The 21031-nt window shown below is 66.4% G+C and carries 21 protein-coding genes and 1 tRNA gene; 12 read left to right on the forward strand and 10 right to left on the reverse strand.

Features of this window, described 5'->3' with window-relative positions; all coding sequences use genetic code 11:
- Positions 1 to 77 precede the first annotated feature (77 nt).
- Complete coding sequence (locus tag ACTJLF_RS04110; RefSeq protein WP_019652110.1) at positions 78 to 392, forward strand: hypothetical protein; 315 nt, start codon at positions 78 to 80, stop codon at positions 390 to 392.
- Positions 393 to 884: 492 nt separating this feature from the next.
- Here the strand turns inward: ACTJLF_RS04110 and ACTJLF_RS04115 are convergent, their stop codons facing one another.
- From ACTJLF_RS04115 to ACTJLF_RS04125, 3 genes are all read right to left on the reverse strand, one after another.
- A complete protein-coding gene (locus ACTJLF_RS04115; RefSeq protein ID WP_440882540.1) occupies positions 885 to 1184 on the reverse strand; it encodes a hypothetical protein in 300 nt (99 codons plus the stop codon).
- A gap of 281 nt (positions 1185 to 1465) precedes the next feature.
- A complete protein-coding gene (locus tag ACTJLF_RS04120; RefSeq protein ID WP_440882541.1) occupies positions 1466 to 1903 on the reverse strand; it encodes a hypothetical protein in 438 nt (145 codons plus the stop codon).
- 361 nt (positions 1904 to 2264) lie between these two features.
- Positions 2265 to 3191 (reverse strand): SDR family oxidoreductase, encoded by a 927-nt coding sequence (locus tag ACTJLF_RS04125; RefSeq protein ID WP_440882542.1) that lies wholly within the window; start codon positions 3189 to 3191, stop codon positions 2265 to 2267.
- Between the two features lie 315 nt (positions 3192 to 3506).
- Here ACTJLF_RS04125 and ACTJLF_RS04130 point away from each other — a divergent pair, with 315 nt between their 5' ends.
- The 4 genes from ACTJLF_RS04130 (at position 3507) to ACTJLF_RS04145 (ending at position 5496) form a co-directional block, all read left to right on the forward strand.
- Positions 3507 to 3743, forward strand: coding sequence for a helix-turn-helix domain-containing protein (locus ACTJLF_RS04130; RefSeq protein WP_440882584.1), 237 nt, complete (start codon positions 3507 to 3509; stop codon positions 3741 to 3743).
- A 13-nt stretch (positions 3744 to 3756) separates the two neighbouring features.
- On the forward strand, positions 3757 to 3927 hold the full coding sequence (locus ACTJLF_RS04135; RefSeq protein ID WP_440882543.1) for a hypothetical protein: 171 nt from the start codon (positions 3757 to 3759) through the stop codon (positions 3925 to 3927).
- Between the two features lie 70 nt (positions 3928 to 3997).
- Positions 3998 to 4480: a hypothetical protein gene (locus tag ACTJLF_RS04140; protein ID WP_126182139.1), complete on the forward strand. Its 483-nt coding sequence runs from the start codon at positions 3998 to 4000 to the stop codon at positions 4478 to 4480.
- A 542-nt stretch (positions 4481 to 5022) separates the two neighbouring features.
- Positions 5023 to 5496, forward strand: coding sequence for a hypothetical protein (locus tag ACTJLF_RS04145; RefSeq protein ID WP_440882544.1), 474 nt, complete (start codon positions 5023 to 5025; stop codon positions 5494 to 5496).
- Positions 5497 to 5502: 6 nt separating this feature from the next.
- Here ACTJLF_RS04145 and ACTJLF_RS04150 read toward each other — a convergent pair whose 3' ends face one another.
- Positions 5503 to 5808, reverse strand: a complete 306-nt coding sequence (locus ACTJLF_RS04150; protein WP_440882545.1) for a hypothetical protein — start codon at positions 5806 to 5808, stop codon at positions 5503 to 5505.
- Between the two features lie 366 nt (positions 5809 to 6174).
- Between ACTJLF_RS04150 and ACTJLF_RS04155 the strand changes: the two genes are divergently transcribed.
- Together ACTJLF_RS04155 and ACTJLF_RS04160 are read left to right on the forward strand one after the other, a co-directional pair.
- A tRNA-Gly gene (locus tag ACTJLF_RS04155) sits at positions 6175 to 6248 on the forward strand.
- 122 nt (positions 6249 to 6370) lie between these two features.
- Entirely contained in the window at positions 6371 to 6976 is a 606-nt protein-coding gene (locus ACTJLF_RS04160) for a hypothetical protein (RefSeq protein WP_440882546.1), read from the forward strand.
- Here the strand turns inward: ACTJLF_RS04160 and ACTJLF_RS04165 are convergent.
- Entirely contained in the window at positions 6962 to 7753 is a 792-nt protein-coding gene (locus ACTJLF_RS04165) for a Crp/Fnr family transcriptional regulator (RefSeq protein ID WP_019652100.1), read from the reverse strand. The two genes, ACTJLF_RS04160 and ACTJLF_RS04165, sit on opposite strands and share 15 nt — an antisense overlap.
- 73 nt (positions 7754 to 7826) lie before the next feature.
- Between ACTJLF_RS04165 and ACTJLF_RS04170 the strand changes: the two genes are divergently transcribed.
- Positions 7827 to 10076, forward strand: coding sequence for a DUF6351 family protein (locus ACTJLF_RS04170; protein ID WP_440882547.1), 2250 nt, complete (start codon positions 7827 to 7829; stop codon positions 10074 to 10076).
- 16 nt (positions 10077 to 10092) lie between these two features.
- Here the strand turns inward: ACTJLF_RS04170 and ACTJLF_RS04175 are convergent, their stop codons facing one another.
- Entirely contained in the window at positions 10093 to 10992 is a 900-nt protein-coding gene (locus ACTJLF_RS04175; RefSeq protein ID WP_440882548.1) for a LysR substrate-binding domain-containing protein, read from the reverse strand.
- Between the two features lie 107 nt (positions 10993 to 11099).
- Here ACTJLF_RS04175 and ACTJLF_RS04180 point away from each other — a divergent pair, with 107 nt between their 5' ends.
- The 4 genes from ACTJLF_RS04180 to ACTJLF_RS04195 all read left to right on the forward strand — a co-directional run bounded on the left by ACTJLF_RS04180 (position 11100) and on the right by ACTJLF_RS04195 (position 14321).
- Entirely contained in the window at positions 11100 to 12380 is a 1281-nt protein-coding gene (locus ACTJLF_RS04180; protein ID WP_440882549.1) for an SGNH/GDSL hydrolase family protein, read from the forward strand.
- A gap of 102 nt (positions 12381 to 12482) precedes the next feature.
- Complete coding sequence (locus ACTJLF_RS04185; protein WP_440882550.1) at positions 12483 to 12710, forward strand: hypothetical protein; 228 nt, start codon at positions 12483 to 12485, stop codon at positions 12708 to 12710.
- Positions 12711 to 12731: 21 nt separating this feature from the next.
- Positions 12732 to 13253, forward strand: a complete 522-nt coding sequence (locus tag ACTJLF_RS04190; protein ID WP_440882551.1) for a 2'-5' RNA ligase family protein — start codon at positions 12732 to 12734, stop codon at positions 13251 to 13253.
- A 36-nt stretch (positions 13254 to 13289) separates the two neighbouring features.
- Positions 13290 to 14321 carry a phosphotransferase enzyme family protein gene (locus ACTJLF_RS04195; protein WP_440882552.1) on the forward strand — a complete coding sequence of 344 codons (1032 nt, stop codon included), beginning with the start codon at positions 13290 to 13292 and terminating at the stop codon, positions 14319 to 14321.
- Positions 14322 to 14357: 36 nt separating this feature from the next.
- Here the strand turns inward: ACTJLF_RS04195 and ACTJLF_RS04200 are convergent, their stop codons facing one another.
- The 4 genes from ACTJLF_RS04200 to imuA all read right to left on the reverse strand — a co-directional run bounded on the left by ACTJLF_RS04200 (position 14358) and on the right by imuA (position 20874).
- Positions 14358 to 15284 carry a hypothetical protein gene (locus ACTJLF_RS04200; protein ID WP_145758694.1) on the reverse strand — a complete coding sequence of 309 codons (927 nt, stop codon included), beginning with the start codon at positions 15282 to 15284 and terminating at the stop codon, positions 14358 to 14360.
- 77 nt (positions 15285 to 15361) lie between these two features.
- Entirely contained in the window at positions 15362 to 18733 is a 3372-nt protein-coding gene (locus ACTJLF_RS04205; RefSeq protein WP_440882553.1) for an error-prone DNA polymerase, read from the reverse strand.
- Positions 18726 to 20099: a Y-family DNA polymerase gene (locus ACTJLF_RS04210; protein WP_440882554.1), complete on the reverse strand. Its 1374-nt coding sequence runs from the start codon at positions 20097 to 20099 to the stop codon at positions 18726 to 18728. The genes ACTJLF_RS04205 and ACTJLF_RS04210 overlap by 8 nt, the downstream gene beginning before the upstream one ends.
- Complete coding sequence (gene imuA / locus ACTJLF_RS04215; RefSeq protein ID WP_126182169.1) at positions 20068 to 20874, reverse strand: translesion DNA synthesis-associated protein ImuA; 807 nt, start codon at positions 20872 to 20874, stop codon at positions 20068 to 20070. The genes ACTJLF_RS04210 and imuA overlap by 32 nt, the downstream gene beginning before the upstream one ends.
- Positions 20875 to 21031 lie beyond the last annotated feature (157 nt).

Genomic DNA, 21031 nt, shown 5'->3' on the forward strand with positions numbered 1-21031 from the left:
GGCCTGAGACCTTCGGACAAGCGCGGTCGCATGCGCTCCCGGCAAATCCGCTCGCGGCCTTGTTGCATGCGCGTCCGATGTTCGATCACACAGCCAACCGCGAGCAGCTCTACACCGTCCGTCTGGAGGGCGCCAACCTCACCATTCGCGACCTGATGGAGGTGCGCTTCACGTTCCTGCGGTTGCTCGAAGAGCGCATCGGGCCCTCTTCGCGCCTCCTGAAATGCCACCGGGCATGGCAGAACCTGCTCGAATTCGGCATCGATTCGATGAGCGAAACCCAGATCACCCATGCCCGCATCTGGCGCGAGGCCTGGGAGCATGCGAGCGAGGTCGCGACCCCGCTGCTGAGCCAGCCGCAGACGACCACCTTCCGCTTCGAACTTTTCTGAAAGGAGAAGGGAAAACGAAGGCGCCGCGCAAAAAAAACCCAGCGCGAAGGCTGGGCTGAACCTCTTCAGTGCTGTCACGCACAGAGAACTCGCACTTCAAGCGAGCCCACAAAATCTAGGGCTTCATGTGCCGCAGCCTTGTCGGACGGGACCGACACTTCGGAGCGACTAGTCCGGCTGATGGGCATTCGAGGGCTGGGCAACCCCGCAAAACTGCCAACTAGTTCACGGTCTGAGGAGTGTCCTACGGCGACTGCCTGCTCCCGGCTGACACGGCCTGTCAAGGCCGGCAACGACGATACCGATGCTGTCACGCAACAGGGCCGCATAAAAGAAGAGCTCTCTGTCAGTACTTAGAGCATGCCCCCGAGGGGCACTCGCAACCCGCTCCGGCGGGTATTTTTTTGCCCGTGCGGGTATGCGTGACAGGCGCACGCGACCAACGCCCCGACCATGCCGGGTGCCTGGCTTGCCCGCGCCGGCCCGCAGTGCTCAGATCGCCGAGCTCAGGCCGGGCTTCCGGCTCCCGTCCAGCGAATACAGCTGGGGCCGCTCGTCCGGGGAGCCACCAGCTTCAGCCGAAGGCCCTGCCCCACGCGCCGCGCCCTGAGGCTGGCGATAGAGCTCGTTCTCAAGACGCCGGACGCGTTCGGCGTACATCCGGGCAAGCGCACTGTGGTGCTCCGCCGCAGCCTGGTGCTCGATGCGCGCCATCTGCGCCTCTTCCAGGAGGGCTGCCGCGCGCCGCAGGTACGCGGTGTGATTCGGTCGAAACAGGAAGTCGAACGTCATTTCACGCTCCTTTCCGCAGGGATGCGGTGAATTGCATGTTCCTCCCCGAGGGCAGCGCAGTCTGTCGGCGCCCGCCTACCCTGCACCTACCTTTTCCAGCATCCGATCCCACCCAGATCGCCTAGCACAAGCCGATGACGGGTTTTCCCGTTCCGATGGGGACAATGCTGTGGAAAACTGTGTGTGCATCGCTCGGAAGCGTTGCTGGGCTTGGCCTGCAACACGGTGCCCACCAAAGAGGCAGCGTTCGAAAAATATTTAGAGGGCGAGCGCAGAAGCGCTTATCCGAGCTCTGAGCGCTTGCAGTCGAAGACCTTGCCGGGCTCGATCGTCCGCAACGTCGGCACCTTGCCGACGAACACGACACCCGCACTCGCCAGCCGCCATTCGCCGGCCTTGTGCAGCCTGAAGAGATGCGTGACTTCGGCGCCGTCAGCGGCAATTGCGTTGAACACGTAGGCAGGCTCCCCGCCCGGGGTCTCCTCGATGCCGAGCAGGTCCGCCCTGATCTTGCCCATGGTGTCCGCTTCCTTCGTCCTGTGACGCACCACGTCCATGTTGACCGTGCGCGAGTGGTCGTCGATGGCGATCCGGCGGATCCAGGAGGCCGGGCCTGCGCCGGCAGGAGCAGGAGTGCATGTGATGCTGCCAGCGAAGGCCGAGCCCGTGGAGAGGACGAAGAAAGCTTGAAGGGCGATTTTTGCGGACTTGGGGTTCATGCTCGGTGGGCGTTTGGGGTCGAATGGCCCGCACGGCAGCGCGAGCCTCGAACGACATGCATCTGTGCTCCAGGTTGTCGTCGACGGCAGGCTTTCGATCGGCGGCTTGTCAGATGCGGGTGTAGTTCGATGGTAAGAGCACGCCCGCCAGTGAAACACCGCAGTTTCACTGAAAACCTACGCCAAGAATCAGGCCTCGGCTGGCTCTTCTTCCGCCGCGGGCGCTGCGTCGTCAATCGCGGGACCTGTATCGATCACGCTCACGGACCGCCGCATCAAGCCTGCGCTTCTGGCTTTCAGTATTGCCGCCTGCCTGAACCTGCTTGTGCGCTGACGGCGCAGTCATCACCGCGGCAATTGGTTATTGGGGCTCGCCATCGCAAAGAAAGTCCCGCTGGTGCACACGTATCCATGTCTGCACGTCGGTGGGTTTGAATTCTTCCAAGCCACTTTGAGGCGTGTAAGGCCGGGACAGGATCGAGTCCGCCTCTTCAGGGTGGGCCTCGAAATATCGAAACTTCGAGCCAATGCGCTTCCCCATCCCCGCGCCCATGGTGGCATCGACCTCACGTTCGAACACGTCAATGGCCTGTGCGCGGTAGGCGACGGGTCGGCCAAGACCTGCGGAGATACAGGCCGCAAGCTCATCGCCATCAAGACTCTGCGGCCCCGCGATGCGGTAGTCGCCCGTGGCGCTGCACTCCAACAACTCAACCGCTGCACGGGCGCAGTCATCGACAGATGTCCAGGCAATGCGCTGAGAGGCTGCGATCGGCGGTGAGAAAACTCCGTCTTCGACGATCTCCCGGCGTGCCGACGGTTTGAGCAGGTTGTCCAGGTACATCGTGGGCCGGACCGTGACGCAGGCCAGACCGGCTCGCCGCACGGCATCTTCGACGCGGGCGTTGCCGACGAAACTCGGTTCGGCGCACTGAGTGGGCCTGCTCGCACTGGCCAGCTTGAGCACGATGGAACGCAGGCCAGCATCGACCAGCGCGGTGGCGGCACGGGCCGCCTGGGCGGCCATCGTGTCGGCAGGGCCGGTCGGCACCTGCAGCACGGCATGGCCCACTCCGGCACTGGCGGCGCGCAAGGCCTCTGAATCGTCGAGGTCGGCTTCGACCCATTCGACTGGGCCCGATGGCAACGCGTCGGCTCGGGCGCGGTCACGCACCAGAGCTCGCACTCGGAACCCCCGAGCCAGCGCGGCGCGCACGACGGCACGGCCCTGTACGCTGGCGGCCAGGTGAATGAGAACGATGGGTTTGGAGGGATGCTGGATGGTCATGGAATGGCTCCGTCAACAAGGACCTGAACGAGCCACTCACCGTCGATGGCACTGGACAGGCCCGCAAAGCGCACGGCGGCGCGGGACTGTCGGGGGTCACGCACTGCGTGCGCGGCCAGAGCTTTCCTTTGAAGAGAAGGAAAGGGCTTGGGCCTACCCAGACCAAGCCTGCCATTTCGACGTGTGGAGTGTAGCCGCGGCCCGTCGGGTGACGGTCCGGAGACCTTGGAGGCCGGCCTGAACATGATCACGCTCGCAGCAGGCCGCGATGCTCGCGATGCCACGCGGACTCAGGAAAGCGAAGCGGTAGCGACGATGTCCATCGGCAGTCGCATCGGAGAGCAGAGATGCGAGATTGGCTGGAGCCAGGTTCGGCTGGCAGACGAGGCTGGTGTGAAGCAGAGCGCCATCGGCAACATCGAGTCCGGCCTGAGGCAACGCCCGCGGGAACTCGTGTCCATCGCCAGGGCGCCTGCGTGTCTCGCCGGAATGGCTGGAGACTGGCAAGGGGCCGAAGACCGAGCGAGCGCCGCTCAAGCTCGTCGGAGCTGATGCCGAGCCGTCAGTGCGAGCGCTGGTGGAGTACCTGGCCCAGATCGCCGCTCAGCAGCGGCCGACTCTTCGAAAGAATCTGGCCAACCTGCTGTTGGATCTGGGCGAGCATCCGGAGGGCACGGCGCTCATCGAGCAGACCATTGCGGACATTGAGCGGTTCTTCCCACCTCAACCGAAATAGCAGGGTTCTCGCCCACGAGTGGTCCGTAACCAAAGGTTAGGATATGGGCTCGAACCAAAGGAGTGAGGGAATGAAAAGACTCGGCATCGCCTTGTTGGCAGCCGCATGCTCGATGGCGCACGCCGTGGGCTGGAACTATGAAGCTTCCACCGACAAGATGACGGGAAAGAAGTCGGCGGAGGCTCAAACGGTATCTGACAACAGCCTCAATTTCGACTTCCCGTACAAGGGAACAAACAGAGGCTACATAACTGTTCGTCAGCACCCACAATACGGTCTCGATGTCCTGATCTCAATTGACAAGGGGCAGATGCTTTGCAGCAGCTACGACTGCAAGGTCACCGTCAAGTTCGACGACGCTCCTCCGGTCAGATTTAGCGGAAACGGTCCGTCCGACCACAGCAGCCAGACCATCTTTCTCCAGGGAGCTGCGAAGTTCATTGCCTCGGCCAAAAAGGCGCAGAAGATACTGGTGCAGTTCAATGCCTACCAGAACGGCTCTCCTGTGCTTGAGTTCAGCACCCCGCAACCGCTGGACTGGCCGAGAAAGTAGCGGACACTGATCGCGGCACCAATCCGGGGGCCGGCCGCCAGCGATCTCGACACGACATTCAGCCAAGTCAAGCTGTCCAACAACGAACGACGCGGCTTCTCCGCCAACGCGACAAGCAACTATGCGACGGGCCTCGAACCCTGGAGCATGGGAGGCGCGACCACTCCCATTTCCACACTCAGTGGCGACAGCGGCGATGGCTTCTCCGACTTCCAATCACCGCAGCCGAACACTACCCCCTGTACCGCTGCTACGACGCCAGCAGGACACACCACTTCGCCTCCAACCAAGCCGACTGCGAAGGCCAAGGCACGATGGAGTGGTTGCTGGGTTACGCCCTGCAGTATTGAGCCCCGACGGTGTGAGGAACGGCCCGCGTCCTGCGGGCTTTCTGCTTCCCGGGGCCGCCATCGAACCGGCATGTTTTTGGGTGAGGGATTCATGCAGCGCGAACCGGTCGAGCAACCCGGGTGGCACCGTCCCGCCAGAAGACACAGGCAACGAGCCGCCGCCCCAATCAGCAATCAGACGAGCACTTGAATATGGCGCACGCAGAAGAACTTCTCGCCGAAAACCTCGACCCGGTCCTCGGCAGTCTTTCCTGGGAGACTTCCGAATGGGTGGGCGACATTCAGGTCGGTACGCACCACGTCCGCCTGCTCATCGACCTCGACGAGGAAGCTCATTCCCGCGAACGCCAGATCGAATCAATCGCCTACGCCAAGGCGCTGCTGCCCAAGGTGTTGAAGAACGAAGCACAACTCAGACGACAGGCTGCGGATGAGATAGCAGAAGCAGCGGGATCAGAGGCGAGTGAAGAAGATCGTCGCCGCTATGCAAGTGAGGTGGACTCCGCCGCCGCGGCGATGGAGCCGCAGGTACTTTGCATCAGCTTTCCCGACGGCGGATATCTTGAGTGCCGCGATGCGACTCAGGCCTTCTACGGTGCCTCGACGGTGGTGATCCGGTTCGATGATGAAGGCAACTACGAGGAGGCTGAGGTCGATTTCGAATGAGCGCGTTCAGCCGTTGGGTAGGTGGTAGAAATGGAACCCGTGATCTCGGAGATTCAGGAAGTCAGAGAGCCGCTGAAGGTCAGCCGTCAAATCGAGCGGCCTGATCTCGTTGGCCCGAAGCGTCCTCATGTGGAAGCGATCTATTGGCGCGCTGGCAATGTCGGGACCGGAGGGACCAAGTTCCGAGTAGCTATACACCCAGTCTTCCAGTCGCAGTTCCACAGTAAAGGACTGGAAATACGGGCCGCCAGCAAATGCATCATTGACGTCCCGAGCGACGATCAGATACGGCCCGATCCAGGTCTGCTTCATCCGTCCCGTTCCCGGCTGCTTGTAGCGGTAGGTCCATGCCATCCCTCGAGGCGGACGGGACGAGGCGCAGCCCCTCGCAACCCTCCACGACGAGATGCTCGCCAGGCTTGAGCTGCTTGACAGCGAACGTCGAACAACATGCCCCTATACTCCCGGCTGTCGTCGCTCGCAGGCATGCGGACGGCGGGTGGTTTCGGGTGCAGTTTCTATCAAAAAACTAACGCCGAAATCTACGCCAAGGTGTCAAGTGGACAGGGGTGTGACCGGGTGAGTTTTGGAACACGGTCGAAGTCGAAAAGACTTCTTTCCTCTGTAGAATCAGGCACTTAGGTCGATAACTCGTTAGAAATCAACGGGTTATGAAATGCGGGTGTAGTTCAATGGTAGAACGGCAGCTTCCCAAGCTTCATACGAGGGTTCGATTCCCTTCACCCGCTCCAGTCCATGCTCCCTGAGCATTGCCCACGCAAGGTGGCAACCGCACACGAAGCCTCGCGCTAGTACGCCTTCGTCCAGCCTCCGATCACGTAGCATCCGGCTTCACCTTCTTCGGAGCCAGTTCATGAGGCTGCTGTTCGCTCTGTTCCTCTCCGCGCTCCTGTGCGCATGTGCCAGCGCTCCGGGTACGACGCCTTCAGCCACGGATGCCGCGACCGAGTCGGCGCCGGCCCAGCCGACCGGGGTGCAGTGGCGCTACATCAACTCCAAGTCGTACGAAGCGCTGAACGCCGGACTGGGCAACAGCCATCGATTCGAGAGCAGCCTGGGCTGGATCGACGTCTATGTCTACGACATGAACCGCAGTTGGCAGCCGGGCGTCGGCGATCCGCAGTTCGACGATCACTTCCGAAGCACCATCGCCGAGGTGCGGCGCGCCGCAGCGCAGGGCGTGTATGCAAGCGCGCGGATCGGCCCGACGAGGGACGTCCGCATCGAAGGGCTGACTTTTCGCAGTGTCTCGTTCCGCCTCGTGCATGCGCGCGACGGCAAGGCCTACGACTCGTTCACCTACCTTGCGGTGCGCAACGGCAAGCTGCTGAAGTACCGCATGTCCTTCAACACACCGCCGCCGGCGAACGTCGAGGCGATTGCGCGGGAGTTCATCGAGCGCAACGTGCGCACGGGCCCGGAGACGCCCGTCGGCACGCGCCAGCTACGCAGCACCTGAGCCGTGGCGCCCGCCCTCTTCGGCGAGCGCACAGTTGCACGTTGCCCTGTAGCCGCGCAGGCCTGCGGGGTCCAGCACGGTCAGCCCGCGCTTTTCGAGCCGGATGAGCCCCAGCGCCTGGAAGCGCTGCAGCGCGACGTTCACGCGCTGCCTCGACACGTTCGCGAGCAGTCCGATCTCGATCTGCCCCACTTCGAGGAACCGAGGCGCATGGGGATAGAGCTCAGGATTGAACAGGCTCGCCAGGCAGTTCGCGACGCGCGCGTCGGTGTCGAGCAGGCGTTCGTGCTCCAGCGCTCCGATGAAGAGGCTGAGGCGTGCGTTGAGCAGGTCCTGCAAGTAGTGGTTGAAAGGCACGCTGGTGCCACGCAGCCATTCGAAGGTCCGGCGCGGCATGAGTGCCACGCGGGCGGGCCGCAGCGCGAACACGTCGTAGCGGCGGGCCTCGTGCTTGAAGAGCGAGCCTTCGCCGAACCACACGCCAGCCGAAACGCCGGTCAGCGTCGACACCCGCCCGTCTTCCGAGGCCACCGACATCTTGGCGAAGCCGTCGATCAGCGCCATCCAGTGCTCGACCAGTTCCCCCGCACGCGCGATGCAGCCGCCGCGCGCGAACTGCCGCTCCTGCATGCTGCCGAGCACATGTTCCAGATCGGCGTGCGAAAGAGCCGACGCCCACCTGGAGCGCCGCACCATCTCCTCCATCGCCTGCAGGGCGGCAGGCTCGCCGGCGGGATCGTGGGGATCAGGGATTACCTGTAGCAATTCGCGCGTCATCTGTCGTCGCAACGACCGCGGCCCGGAACGTCCATTCGTATTCTTTCAAGGACATACAACACAGGAGACGTTCATGTTCGCTACACCCCGCCGCCCGCGCAAGCGGGTTTTTCCGTGGCCTCGCCCCTCCCGTGCCGTTGCGGCCGGGCTCGTCGCGATGGCCGGCGCACTGCTGGTCGCCGCATGCGGGGGAGGCTCCGACAGCGGCCCCGGTTTCTCGTTCATTCCCGGCGCCAGCCCGCCGCCTTCGACGCCGACGCCAGCGGCCTTCCAGGTGAAGACGCTCTCGTCGGCGCCCGACATGATCAGCGGTGGCGACACGCTGCTCGAGATCACGGCACCCGTGGGCGTCGCGCTCGACAAGGTGCGCGTGAGCCTCAACGGCAAGGACGTGAGCGCGCAGGTGCCGGTGGCAGACAGCACGGCCCGCGTGCTGCGCGGCCTCGTCACCGGGCTCACGACCGATGCGTCTAGCAGCACCGGCAGCACCAATTCGCTGGTGGTGAGCAATGCCGACAACAGTGCGCAGCGCACCGAGGTCAAGCTGGTCAACTACCCGATCACAGGCCCGATCCTTTCGGGCCCGCACATCTCGCCCTATGAATGCCGCACGGTGCAGAACGGCCTGGGCGCGCCGCTCGATGCCGACTGTTCGGCTGCGACGCAGGTGGTCTGGTACTACCGCAGCACCTCCAATGCTTTCAAACCGCTTTCGGACCCGACGGGCACGCGCCCTGCCGACCTCGCGACCACGACCACCAACGATGGCAACACCGTGCCCTACATCGTGCGCGTGGAGTCCGGCACCATCAACCGCGGCGTGTACCGGCTCGCGGTGCTCGACAACCCCGCCAAGAACGCTCCTGCAACCTGGAAGCCGGGCCCCGGATGGAACAGGAAGCTGGTCGTGTACTTCGACTGCTGTGGCTCCGCCCAGTACAACCAGGGCGTGCACCCCATCGAGTCGATCCTCGGAGACGCGGGCCACATCCAGCTCTCGCGCGGCTTCGCCTTCATGAACTCGACCGAGCTCTGGAACAACCAGCACGCCAACCCGCACCTGCAGGGCGAGACGCTGATGATGCTGAAGGAGCACGTGATCGAGGAGTTCGGCGCCGTGCCCAAGTGGACCGTCGGCTTCGGCGGCTCGGGCGGCGCCATCCAGCAATACCTGATCGCACAGCTCTACCCGGGCCTGCTCGACGGCATCCAGCCGATCGTTTCGTTCCCCGAGACGCTGATGCCCGAGGTGATGGAGTGCCGGTTGCTCAACAACGTCTACAAGCTCGACACAGCCACCTGGACGACGGCCAAGCAGAACGCGGTGAACGGCTTCAACACCAACACCTGCTTGGCCTGGGACCTCTCGTTCGCGAGCATCATCAAGTCCGACAACGCACCGGGCTGCGGCTTCCTGGAGCCGGCCAACGCGTCGAACGTGTTCAACCGCGCGACCAACCCCAACGGCATCCGCTGCGATCTGTTCCAGACCAACGTGAACCTGCTGGGCAAGCGCGCAGGCACGCAGGAGGCCCGGCGCCCCATCGACAACACCGGCGTCCAGTACGGCCTGGCTGCGCTCAACAGCGGCGCGATCTCGGTGAAGGAGTTCCTCGACCTCAACGAGAAGGTCGGCGGCTACGACGGCGACGGCAACACGCAGGCCGCGCGCTCCGAGGCCGACCTCGACGCGCTGAAGGCCACCTACTCGGGCGGCTTCAAGAACAGCCTCAAGGGGCCGGGGCTGGCGAACATCCCGATCGTCACGCAGCGCGGCAACGCCGATTCGGTGGGCGACATCCACGACACGATGCAGGACCTGATCATCCGCGCAAGGCTGCAGCGTGCCAACGGCCGCAGCGACAACCAGATAATCTGGACGCTGGGCTCGAAGTCAGGAGTCGACTACATGTCGGCCTCGCTCGACCTCATCAACAAGTGGCTGGACAACATGGCCGCCGACACGTCCGCGCCATCGACCGACAAGGTGGTGCGCAACAAGCCCGCGGGCGCCAACGACGCCTGCTGGGACGCCGCCGGCAAGCGCATCGACGAGGCTGCCTCGAGCGATCCGGCCGCCGCCTGCAACAAGGTCTACCCGCGCTTCAGCACGCCGCGCATGGTGGCCGGCTCGCCGCTGGTGAACGACGTTCTCAAGTGCCAGCTGAAGCCGGTCAATGCGGCGGACTATTCCGTGACCATCGCGGGCGCCGATCTGGCACGGCTGCAGACCATCTTCCCGAACGGCGTTTGCGACTGGAGCAAGCCGAGCGTCGGCCAGGAGGCGCTGCGCGGCACCTACCTGCGCTTGCCGCTGAACTGATCGGAATTCGGCAAGCTCAGGCTGCCGACGCCCCCGGCAGCTTCGCCACCCTTTCGGCGAGAAAGTCCACCAGCACCCGCACCCGCTGTGGCTGGTGGCGCCGCGCCGCATACAGCAGGTGCATCTCCTGCGCAGGACCGGTATGGCGGCCGAGCACGCGCACCAGCCGGCCCTGCGCGAGCAGGTCGGCCACCATCCAGGTCGGCTGCAGCGAGATGCCGGCGCCGCCCAGCACGGCATCGAGCATCACCACCGCGTTGTTCACCCGGTAGCGGCTGTGCACGGGCACCGCGACCGGGCCTTCGGGGCCGTCGAGCAGCACGCCGTCATCGCCCGGGGCATAGCGCAGGTAGTCGTGCGACAGCAGGTCCTGCGGTTTTCGCGGCTTGCCGCGAGCCGTCACGTACTCGGGCGAAGCGACCAGCACGCGCGGCCATGAGCCCAGCCGGCGCGCGACCAAGTCGGGCGGCAAGGTGCCGCCGACGCGCAGAGAGACGTCGATGCGGCCTTCCAGCGGATCGATGAAGCGGTCGTCGAGCACCAGCTCCAGTTCGATGTCGGGGTACAGGCCCAGGAACTCCAGCGCCATCGCGTTGAGGTGCCGCTGCCCCAGGGTCACCGGCGCACTCACGCGCAGCAGGCCGCGCGGCTGCTGGACGCCTTGGCGCGCGTCGGCCACCGCGTCGCCGTAATCCTCGAGCACGCGCCGGGAACGCTCATGGAAGCGCTGGCCCTCCTCGGTCAGGCTCAGGCCCGCGGCGGTGCGGCGCAGCAGGCGCACACCCAGCGAGCGCTCCAGCCCCGCGACCAGCTTGCTGACGGTCGGCTGCGTGGTGCCGAGCGCGCGGGCCGCGCCCGAGAGGCTGCCCAGTTCGACGCTGTGCACGAAGGCTTCAAGAGCGCGCAGGGTGTCCATGATGTATTCGGATATGGAATGGCGTGGATGCCATTCTGCCTTCTACCCATCTGGATGAGCATGAATGAAAGTGGTGGCCTCGCTTCAACTTTCATCCGGAAAACTCCATGCCCACATCCGCTCTCGCCTCGGCCCTGCGCCATGGCGCCTTCGCACTCGCATTGATCGGCTCGGCCGCAGCACCGGCCGCCGAACCCGCTGCCGCCACCTACTGGAGCCCCAGCTGGATGGCCAGCACCCAGCCCGTCTGGGGCGGCGATTTCGTGCTGCCCACCGGCCTGCCCTTCCAGTTCAACGGCCAGACCGTGCGGCAGGTCGCGCGACTGAGCATCGGCGGATCGCGGCTGCGTGTCGTGATCAGCAACGAAGGCGGCACTGCGCCGCTGTACATCGGCGCCGCGCACGTAGCGCGCCACGGCGAGGGCTCGGCCATCGTCGAGGGCACGGACCGGCCGCTGCGTTTCGGCGGGCACGCCGACGTGACCGTGCCGCCCGGTGCGCGCCTCGTGAGCGACCCGGTGGACATCGCCCCGCCCGCACTCGCCGAGCTTGCCGTGTCGCTCTACCTGCCGCGGCCCAGCCAGCCCTCGGGCTTCCACTTCGACGCGCGCCAGACGGCCTACGTCGCCGACGGCGACCTGACCGGCGCGGCACGGCTGCCCGCGGCAGCCACGCAATGGAGCACCCGCGTCTACTTCAGCGGACTGGTCGTCGAGACGCCTCGGCCGCCGGCCACCGTCGTCGCGCTTGGCGACTCGATCACCGATGGCAACGGCTCCACGCCCGGCGCCAATACCCGCTGGCCCGACGCCCTGGCCGAGCGGCTGGCAGCGCGGAACGTTGGGGTGCTCAACGCCGGCATCTCCGGCGGCCGCCTGCTGAAGGACGGCATGGGCCGCTCGGCCCTGGAGCGCGCGGGCCGCGACGTGTTCGCGCAGCCGGGCGTGCGCGCCATGATCGTCCTGCTGGGCACCAACGACATCGGCTGGCCCGGCGGCCCCTTTGCGCCCGACGAGCCCGCCATGCGCGCCGAGACCGTCATCCAGGGCCTGAGGCAGTTCGCGGAGATGGCCCGCGCCCACAACGTCCGCATCATGGCCGGCACCATCCCGCCGAACGAACGGGCGCTGGAAGGCACGCCGCTCGAAGGCCACCATTCGCCCGCCAAGGACAAGGTGCGCCAGGCCGTGAACCGCTGGATCCGCGAAGGCGGCGCCTTCGATGCCGTGGTCGACTTCGACGCCCTGCTGCGAGACCCGGCCAACCCCTCGCGGCTCAAGGCGTCGATGGACTCCGGCGACCACCTGCATCCGGGCGATGCCGGTTACAGGGCGATGGCGGCGGCAGTCGACCTCGAGGCACTTCTGGGTACGCTGGCGCAGCCTTGAAGACCTTTTTCTCAAGGGTTTGCGGCCGCCCGAAATACTGTACATGCATACAGTATTTCTCTAGAATTCGTCGTCTCCAAGAACAACATCGAGGCGACGCCCATGACCACCGCCAGTCCGCCTGCGCCCACCGCGCAGGTTCTTTTCTTCTCCAGGCTGCACCGGTTGCAGCCATCCCGCACCCGCACAGGCCGGATCTCGACCTGGCCCTTCAAGGTGGCCCGCGACAAGGACCACGACGACGGGCGAAACGGCACCACCGACATCCGCGCTCAGGCGGCGCGCGTCATCCGGACCACGGCAGAAAGCTGGTGGCCGCCGAAATCCTGAAACCACCCCAAGGAGCACACCATGGCCGAGCGCAATCGACTTCTCGTCGGACTCTTCCCCACCACGCAGGTGCAGGCTGAAATCGAAGCGCACCGCAAGGACTGGTTGTGGCCGAAGGGCTGTTCCTTTCCACCAGTGGAGCGCATGCACCTGACGCTGCAGTACCTCGATGATCAGCAAGGCCACGCCGAACAGTGCCTGCGCACGGCGCTCGCCGCAGTGTCGATGCAGCCGCTGCAGCTCACGCTCGACAGCTCCTGCACATGGGCCAACGATGTCTCGGTGGTCCAGCCTTCGGAGCACGAAGGCCTGCGGCGCCTTCAGCACGACATCAGCCGCGCATTGGTGCAAGCCGGCTTCGCTTTGCGGGTCGGCGAACGGGGCTGGACGCCGCACATCACGATCGCACGAAATTCCGGACAGGCGGCAGCCCCCCGCTCGCTGAAACCCATCCGCTGGACAGCCACCGAGTTCCGCCTGGTCCGGTCGCACTTCACCTACCCCTTCCGGCACGAACCATTGGGCGCCTACCCGCTGCACTGAGGCGCGCCCATCATCCGACGGCGCTACAGTCCCCGGATGCTCACACCTCCCGACCTGCCGCAAGAAGCCATCACTCAACTTCTTGCCGGTGCCTACGGACTGCACGACATCCGCGCCGAATTCCTGCCGCTGGGTGCCGAAGCGAACTCCGCGGCCTTCCGCATCGACGCGAACGACGGCGCCGCCTACTTCCTCAAGCTGCACCGCAACGGTCTTGACCAGAGCGTGGTCGCGGTACCGGCCTTCCTGCATCACGAGAAAGGCATCGAAGCGGTGATGGCACCGCTGCCCGCAACAGGCCGCGAGCTGAGCGTGCGAGGCGACGGCTTCGACTGGGTGCTCTACCCCTATTTCGATGGCCGCAACGGCTTCGAACGCCCGCTGAGTGACGGCCAGTGGGTCAAGCTCGGCGCGGCGCTGGGCTCCATCCATCGCACCGAGCTGCCCGAATCACTCTCGGCCGCGCTTCCCCGCGAACGCTACGACCATCGCTGGCGCGAAGGCGTGCGCCGCTACCAGCGCCGGTTCATCAACGACGTGAAGGGCGACGACATCGCCAGGCGTTTCCTCGCCTTCTGGGAAGAGCACGCGGAAGAGATCGACAACATCGTCTACCGCAGCGAGCAGCTCGCCTCCATCCTGCTCGAGCGCCAGCCGGAGCTGGTGCCCTGTCACGCCGACCTCCACGCGGGCAACGTGCTCGTCGGCGATATCGACGGAGAAGGCGACCGCCTGGCCATCGTCGGCTGGAACGCGCTCATCCTCGCGCCGAAGGAGCGCGACCTGATGTTCATCGGCGGTGGTGTCGGCCACGCATGGAACCAGCAGCGGGAAGAGGCGCTGTTCCAAGAAGGCTACGGTGCGAAGAAGGAAGACATCGACGCGGTGGCCCTCGCCTACTACCGCCACGAGCGCATCGTGAAAAGCCTGCTGGAGTTCTGCGACCGGATGTTCGACGGCACCTCCAGCGCGGAAGACCGCGAAGAGGGCCGTCGCCAGATGCAGACCCAGTTCCTGCCCGACGACGTGGTCGCCATCGCGCACCGGAGCTACGACGCCATCACCTGACGGTGCCGCGCCGGGGCACCGCAAGTGCAGCGCCGGTCAGACCAGCATGTCCTGCGCGTCGTCCTCGAAGCCCGGGATCGGCTGGGCCTTGGCCAGCGCCAGCCACACCGCGAACGGAATGCGCTCGAAGGCGCGATGCACCGCGGCGCGCGCCACCACCAGGCGTTCTCCCTCCAGCACCATCACGCCGCATTCGGCGGGTATCTCCTCGGGCTTCGCGATGCAGCGGCCCTTAGCGTCGTTGCCCAGCACGTACCAGCACTCGCCACCCAGGTCGAGGTACGCCGCGCGCTTGTCGGGCTTGCGCAGGTCGCCCAGCAGGTCGGCGCGGCTCACCTTCACCTCGTGCACGATGGGATGGGCATAGGCCTCCACGCTGGTGTTGCGGATCGAGAACACGTCGGGCCGGGCCATGCACCAGCGCGGCTTTCCGCCCTCTTCCAGAGGCGGAAGGCGGGCCCGAAGGCCCAGGCCGCGCCATGCGATGCGGCCGCCGCGCGTCATCTCGCGCGCCACGCGCTCCACCAGCGCCTCGTGCGGCGACAGCGCGGCGCGGTTGATGGTGAGGGTGGTCGCGATGCGTGCGATGCCGGCGTCGGTCACGCGCAGCGTCTCGTGGCCATGCGCCGTGCGAACGCGCTCCAGATAGCCGCCCGCGAGCAGCTCGACCTCGATGGTGTCGCAGCACGGCCAGCCGGCCGAGCGGTAGATCTCGCGCAGGCGACGCGCATGAAGCTTGCCGAAGGGCACGCCCGTCTCTGCATGCTGCATAGGCGGGGGCTCCGTGACCGGACGCGGAAAGCCCGGGTCGGTCACGGGCGGCTCTGCAGGGGGCGGATCACCCTCTGGCGGCGGCATCGGAGGCTGGTGCGGCGGAGGCACGGGAATGGGCACGTCGGGCGCGGGAGGCGGCGGCCCGATGGGGCCTGCGACGGCGAGTGCGAGAACGGCGGATTCGGACATGGAGGAAACAGGTTAGCGAAAAGTCCCGGAAGGCGCGAGGCGCAAAACGATCGGTTGCATTCGGGGCGTTCGCGGGGTCAATGGAAGTCCCGGCTGGTGTTGGTCTGCGCGAGCCGGCCCATGAGCGGCGTCAGGTCCTTGAAGCCGGTGGCGATCAGGTGCTGCACCTTGCCGCCGCTGTCGTCGTCGCGCTGCCAGGTACCCTGCACCGCGAGCAGGTGCGACTTGAGCAGCGGCTCGCGCCAGGCCTCGATGACATGGCTCCAGACGATCACGTTGACATTGCCGGTCTCGTCCTCCAGCGTGACGAAGATGGTGCCGTTGGCCGTCTGCGGGCGCTGCCGCCCCTTGACGATGCCGCAGGCGCGCGCGGTCTGTCCGCTGGAGAGCGAACGCAGCTCGGCTGCGCTCATCAGCTTCATGCGCGCAAGTCTCGGGCGCAGCAGCGCGAGCGGATGACGGCGCAGCGTGAGCCGCAGCGCCGCGTAGTCGCCCACGATCTCCTCGCCCTCGGACGCAGCTGGCAGCAGCAGCGCCTGCTCGTTGATCGGCACACCCCGCAGCAGGGCCGGTGCTCGTCGCTGCGCGGTGGCGTCCCACACCTGCTGGCGCCGATGGCCCGAGAGCGACATCAGCGCATCGGCCGCGGCCAGCGCCGCCATGTCCTTGCCTTCGAGTTCGGCGCGCAGGGCGAGGTCTTCGGTGCTCGTGAAGGGTGCCTGCGCACGGGCTGCGAGAAGACGCTTCGCCCCGCCTTCGCTGAGGCTCGCGATGCGGTTCAGGCCCAGCCGCACCGCGGGCTGGTTCTCGTTGCCCAGGCGTTCGGCATAGCGCTCGTCGGTGCCGGGTGGCATGCGTGGGGCATGGGGGTCGCGGGCCTCGAGGGTGGTGTAGAAATCGCTGCGCGTGACGTCGACCGGGCGCACCTCCACGCCATGGCGGCGGGCATCCTGCACCAGCTGCGAGGGGCTGTAGAAGCCCATCGGCTGCGAATCGAGCAGTGCCGCCAGGAAGCAGGCCGGCTCGTAGTTCTTGAGCCAGCTGCTCACCGTCACCAGCAGCGCGAAGCTGGCGGCATGGCTCTCGGGAAAGCCGTAGTCGCCGAAACCCATGACCTGCTTGAAGATGGCTTCGGCGAATGCCCTGGGGTATTCGTTGTCGACCATGCCTTTCACGAGCTTGTCGTGGAACTTGTCGAGGCCGCCCTTGCGCTTCCAGGCGGCCATGGCGCGGCGCAGCTGGTCGGCCTCGTCGGCGGTGAATTTCGCCGCGATCATCGCGATCTGCATCACCTGCTCCTGGAAGATCGGGATGCCCAGCGTGCGCTCCAGCGCGGGACGCAGCTCGTCCTTCTCGTAGCGTATCTCCAGCCCCTTCCTCTTGCGCTCGCGTTGCTTGAGATAGGGATGCACCATGCCGCCCTGTATGGGCCCCGGCCGCACGATGGCGACCTCGATCACCAGGTCTTCGTAGCTGCGCGGCTTCAGGCGCGGCAGCATCGACATCTGCGCACGGCTCTCGATCTGGAACACGCCGATGGTGTCGGCGTCGCAGATCATGTCGAACACCTTCGGATCGTCGCTGGGAATCTGGTGCATCTCCAGCGCCGAGCCGCGCCAGCGGTTCATGTGCTCCAGCCCGCGGCGGATCGCGCTGAGCATGCCGAGCGCGAGCACGTCGACCTTGAGCATGCCCATGGCTTCGAGGTCGTCCTTCTCCCACTGGATGACGGAGCGGTCCTTCATCGACGCCTTCTCGACCGGCACCAGCCGCGTGAGCCTGGTGTGCGTGAGCACGAAGCCGCCCACGTGCTGGCTCAGGTGGCGCGGAAAGCCCTTGAGCCGCCGCGTCATCTCGATCCAGTGTTCCAGCTTGAGCTCGTCTTCCCGCACGCCCGCCCGCTCCGACGCCCGCTGCAGCTGCTCGCCCAGCACGGTGTCGTCGAACCAGTAGTGGTCTTTCGCGAACTCGTCGATCAGCCGCTCGTCGATGCCGATGGCCTTGCCCACGTCGCGCAGTGCGCTGCGGGAGCGGTAGCAGATGACGACGGCGGCGATGGCGGCACGCTCGCGGCCGTATTTTTTGTAGATGTACTGGATGACCTCCTCGCGCCGCTGGTGCTCGAAGTCGACGTCGATGTCGGGAGGCTCGCGCCGATGGCGGCTGAGGAAGCGCTCGAACAACAGCGTGCCCTTGTCCGGGTTGATGGCGGTGATGCCCAGGCAGAAACAGACCGCCGAGTTGGCCGAGGAGCCGCGCCCCTGGCAAAGAATGCCCCGGGACTTGGCGAAGCTCACGACGTTCTCGACCGTCAGGAAGAACATCTCGTATTCGAGCTCCAGGATCAGGTCGAGCTCCTTGCGGACCTGCCTGCAGACGCTTTCCGGAATGCCCGAGGCATATCTTTCGAGCGGGTACTTGTCGAGCGCCCCCTCCCACGTCTTGCGCACCAGCGTCTGCGCAGGTGTCTCATCATTGCCCACGGTCTCCAGCGGGTACTCGTAGTTCTTCCGGATCACCTCCGGATCGAACCTGCACCGCTCCATCACCACCAGCGTGTTCTCCAGCATCCGCGACAGATAGAGCTCGGCCAGCCGCATGCGCGGGCGCAGGTGCCGCTCGGCGTTCGACTGCAGGGCAAAGCCGCACTCGGCCACCGTCCTGCCTTCGCGAACCGCCGTCAGTATGTCGTGCAGCGGCTTGCACGAGCGCGCATGCATGTGCACGTCGCCGGCAGCCACCAGCGGCACGCCCGCGTCCTCGCCCGCCTGCATCAGCGAGACGAGCCAGAGGTCGTCGTCGAGTTCGTTGAACAGTTCAACCGCCAGCCAGAGGTTCCCGCCGTACAGCGCCTTGGCGGCCAGCAGGTCTTCGTGCAGCGTGGCGGTGTCCATCGCGCCGCCGGGGTTGCGGTCGGGCACGAAAAGAACCTGGCAATGCTGCAGCGAGGCCACGTCGCTTTCTTCCCAGCTCACGCGGTACTCGCCCTTGGGCAGCTCGGTGTTGCGCGCGGCGGTGATGAACTCGCAGAGGTTGCCCCAGCCCTCGGTGTCGTCCGCGATCACCACGAGCCTGAAGCGCTCGAAGCGGAACTCGCTGCCGAACAGCAGGCGGAAGGTCGGGTTGCGCGGGATCTTCGGCTCGTCGGGGTTCTCGCGCTCGTATTCGTCGAGCTTGTGCTCCATGCCGCGCAGGCAGACATGCGCCCGCACAATGCCGGCCACGGAGCATTCGTCGGTGATGGCCAGCGCCTTGTAGCCGAGCTGGTAGGCCCGGTCCACCATGTCCTCGGGCGTCGAAGCGCCGCGCTGGAAGCTGAAGTTGGTCAGGCAGTGCAACTCCGCGTAGTCGGGCAACTCGAGCGAAGGCGCCTTGCGCAGCGGCACCGGCAGCGCATGCACCTTGGCGGGCTGCCGCCTGCTCTCCTGCTTGTCGCTCAGCTCAGGCATAGAAGCCCTGCAGGTACCAGCGGACCTCGCCGGAAGAAAAGCGCGCGGCGGGCCGCTCGCGGAAGATCCACACCAGCCCCGCCTCGGGGCTTTCCGCGACGTAGTAGTCGCGCATCGCGGGCTGGCCGCCCTCTTCCTTGTCGCCCCACCAGCCGGTTTCGACACGCTGCGGGCCGATCAGCCGGCTCAGCGGGCCGCGATAGCACGGGCGCTCGCCGTCCATCTCGAGCAGCAGCGGCTCGGACAGCAGCCATGGCGGGTAGACGGCATCGGGCTGCGAGGCCGCTGCGGCAGCCTCCTTCCGGCTCTTGTCGCCGGCCGGCCTCTCCTTTTCCTTCTCCTTCTGCAATGCAGGCCGCCATGCCTGCTTGCGCTCGGGCCGGTGGTCGGCCCGCGCCGACGGCACCACCACCTGCTGCGGCCCGAGCCGCACGCTGAGCCGCTCGACCATCTCGTGCAGCCTGTCGCCCTTGCGGTTGTCCTCCGGCAGGAAGCTGGTGCTGGCGCCGGCCCAAGGATCGGTTTCGAGCGTGCGCAGCCTGATCCAGCTCGCAGGCGCGGCCAGCGTGGCGAGGGCCAGCTTTTCGGACAGCAGCCGGCGCAGGTGCGCCATGTCCTGCGTGGGTTCTGCCGTGCGCACGGTGAGCTGCTCGTGCGGAGGCAGGTTCACGCCGTTGAGGCGCCGCAGGTCGAGCGTCCATTGCAACTCCAGCGCACGCGCGCCGCGCTGGCGGGCACGCAGCCAGAACTGCAGCGAGGTCAGCAGCCGATTGGCCGACCACATGAGTTCGGGCGCGGTCTCGGCCAGCGCCGGCAGCTCCAGCTTCTGCTCGAACACGTCGGGCAGCGTGAGCCATGAATGGCTTTCGGGGCGCAGGCCCCAGGCGATGTCGAGCGCCTCGCGAAGACCGGTGCCGAAGCGCCGCGTGAGGCCGCCGCGCGGCAGCGCAGCCACATCGCCCCAGCTGCGGCAACCCAGGCGCGCGAGCAGGTCGAGGTGCTCATGGGCGGCGGTCAAGGTGTCCAGCGGCAGGCCGGCGGGCATCTCCTTCGGCCGTTTCTCGTCGCGGGCGAACAGGCGCAGCCGCGCCAGTGCGATCAGGCTGGTGGCGCCCTGTGCGCCCAGCATGCGCGCGTCGGGCACGGGGTTGTCGGCCAGCAGCAGGCGCATCAGCGTCATGCGCCCGCCCCAGAGGCGCTCGCAGGCGGAGACTTCGAGCATCAGGGCTTCGTCGAGCCAGGCGACGTGGGGCGTGTACTTCAGGGCCCACCAGCCCAGGGACTCGGGCGTGGGCATCGCCGCCAGGGCTTCGGGCGTGTCGGTCGTACCGGCTTCAGGCAACCACCGCAAGGCGATCCAGTGCATCCGGGCCTCCTTTCCATGCGTCGATGCGCACCACCGTGGCCGAGGCTGCCGGCTCGCCCGCAGGGGCCACACCCTGCTGCTGCAGGCGCAGCTTGCGCCGCAGCCGGGCGGCGGCCAGCAGCGCGGTCATGCGCTCGTTGCGCGCCGGCAGCATCACCGGCGCGGCCAGCGGCGGGCCTCGGCGCTTGAGGATGTGCAGTTCGATCTGCGACACGTCGGCTTCGCTGCGGTCGGCCTGGATGCGCAGCCGCGCGGGCGATGCCGACAGCGCCACCGACTCGGGCCGGCACACGAAGAGCAGCACCTCGTGCTGCGCGGCCGCCAGCTGCAGCCGACGCAGCTCGCCCACGCGCGCCTGCGGCAGCCAGGCCACGACGGCGGACACGTCGGCGCAGCGCAGCGCCTGTTCGCAGGCCCACAGCCGCGCGGCCGGGGCCTCGCTGCGCACCCACATCAGCGCCTCCACCGGCAGCCCCTGCGCCGCGAGCGAGGCGCCGCAGGGCTCGTAGGGCGCGCCGATCAGCACCACCGGCCCGCCCCGGGTGGCCACCGCCTGTGCCAGCGCCGGCAGCAGCAGCCGCCAGACATGGGCCTCCGGCGCGGGCAGCAGCAGTTCCGTCATCGCACCGACCGGCCAGCCGCCGCCCGGCAGCTCGGCGTCGAGCGCCGCATGGCCGGTGGCGACGACCTGAGCGTCGGCCAGGCCGAGTTCGTCGGCGTGCCAGACGCCACGGCCCGCGGCAGCGGAAAAGGAATCGAGGAAAGGAAGGCCCATGGTGATGACTGTTAACTGTATTTTCATACAGTATTTCGCAGCCTACAACAGGAACGCCGCTTTCCCTGTTTTTCTTCTTTACAGCCGACTTTCACATTCCCGATGCTCATGCGAAGGCGCCAAAAAGTCGTTTGAGCCCAAGGCGCTGCCTCGCTCC

The sequence above is a fragment of the Variovorax sp. 22077 genome (assembly GCF_052044195.1).
Lineage (GTDB): Bacteria > Pseudomonadota > Gammaproteobacteria > Burkholderiales > Burkholderiaceae_C > Variovorax > Variovorax atrisoli.